Annotated in this window: 1 protein-coding gene and 1 pseudogene; both read left to right on the plus strand. The window is 61.7% G+C overall.

Translation table 11 applies throughout. The features are described 5' to 3' along the window. A partial coding sequence (locus tag IEW15_RS25285) for a metal ABC transporter solute-binding protein, Zn/Mn family (RefSeq protein ID WP_188583280.1) occupies positions 1-616 on the plus strand: 616 nt, incomplete at its 5' end. 30 nt (positions 617-646) lie between these two features. Next, positions 647-1,744: pseudogene (locus IEW15_RS25290) on the plus strand (DUF4158 domain-containing protein); the annotation flags it as partial. Positions 1,745-1,827: the final 83 nt, after the last annotated feature.

The following is a 1,827-nucleotide window of genomic DNA, read 5'->3' on the forward strand; positions in this document are numbered from 1 at the left end:
GACCCCGTCTGCGAGGCTGCATAGCCTCATCAACCAGCGACGTCCGCCGAGCCCTTTTCAACATCGGGCGGGACATCCCCGCGTGGTGGTATCGACCGGCATCGATCCCATCAGCATTTCCGATGGCCCCTATGCCGGCAAGTCCAACCCGCATGCCTGGATGTCGCCCAGCGCGGCGTTGATCTATGTCGACAACATCCGCGACGCCTTCGTGAAACACGACCCGCGGAATGCCGAGACCTACACGGCCAACGCCGAGGCCTATAAGCAGACGATCACGGCCACCATCGATCCGATCAGGACAACACTTGCCGCCGTGCCGGACGCCCGGCGCTGGCTGGTCACCAGCGAGGGTGCCTTCTCGTATCTGGCGCGCGATTTCGGCCTGACGGAACTTTATCTCTGGCCGATCAATGCCGACCAGCAGGGCACGCCGCAGCAGGTTCGCAAGGTCATTGATGCGGTGCGCCAGCATGCAATCCCGGTCGTCTTCTCGGAAAGCACGATTTCCCCGGCGCCGGCCCGCCAAGTGGGCCTAATCGGCCCGAAGCTGCGATTTTGGCCAAGTTGTGGAACGTTGCCGGAACGGATTGACGGCGAAGGCTCGGCGACCTGAGAATTCACTCCTGAAACAGGGAGTGAACGTATGGGTTTGCGTGTTTCGCCTGAGGCTTTGGCTGGGGAATGGAGCCTCTCTTTTGCCGACAATGACTTTGTGAACGCCAAGCCGGCCGGGTCGAGGCTCGGACTGGCGGTGCAGTTGAAGTTCTTCGCAGCTTTCGGATACTTTGCCACCGACGCGACCGAGGTTCCGGACGAAGCGATTTCGTATCTGGCCGAGCAGCTTGGTGTCCGCGAGACCGGTCTCGACGGTTACGATTTTTCGGGGCGGTCGGGACGGCGCCATTGCGCGGAGATTCTGCGCCATCTGGGCTTTCGCCGCATGAAGCGGGCTGACCGGGTCGCACTTGCGGGTTGGATGGCGACGGAGCTCTGCCCGGGCGGGCAATCCGTCGCGGCGATGCTGGAGGCTGTCTTTCTCTGGTGTCGCGACCACAAGATTTTCGGTCCGTCCGGTAAGGAGATGGAGCGGCTTGTACGCTCCGAGCGGCAACGCTTCCTGGAATGCTTTCTTGCTGGCGTTGCGGATCGGCTTCTGCCGGAAACGGTCGCGCGGATAGAGGCATCGCTGGTCGATCCGGATAGTCCGACAGGATTCCATACAATTAAAAATGACGTAGGTGCGGCAACGTTGGACAACATGCTTGCCCTGGCTGACCGGCTTGCTTTCATTCAAAAGCTGACACTGCCAAGGGATTTGCTGACGGGTGCCGGCAAGCCTTGGATTGATCAGATCGTCCGGCGAGTCGGCACCGAAAAGGCGTCGGAGATGCGCCGCCACGCCCCCAAGCGGCAACTTGGCCTCTATGCCGTCTTCCTGATGGTGCGGGAAGCACAGATCATCGACGGGATGATCGATCTTCTGGTGGAAACCGTTCACAAGATCGGGGTGCGCTCGAAGCGCAAGGTGGTTGCCGGCATCGCACGCGACATCGAGAAGGTCTATGGCAAGGAACGGTTGCTGGTCGATATCGCTGGCGCGGCGATCGAGGCGCCAAGCGGCAGGGTCTGCGATGTAATCTTTCCGGTAGCGGGGCAGGAAAAGTTGGCGGCGATTATCAGGGAGCATCGGGCGAAAGGCACGCTCGAGCGCCGCATCTACCAGGTGATGCGCGGCTCCTATGAGGCTGTCGCGCAATGAGCGCGGCGGGCTGGTTTAGAGCGTCACCGTCGCCTGGGACGGCGTGAGGCGGCCCGTCCTCCTGC

This window comes from Tistrella bauzanensis (assembly GCF_014636235.1).
Taxonomy (GTDB): domain Bacteria; phylum Pseudomonadota; class Alphaproteobacteria; order Tistrellales; family Tistrellaceae; genus Tistrella; species Tistrella bauzanensis.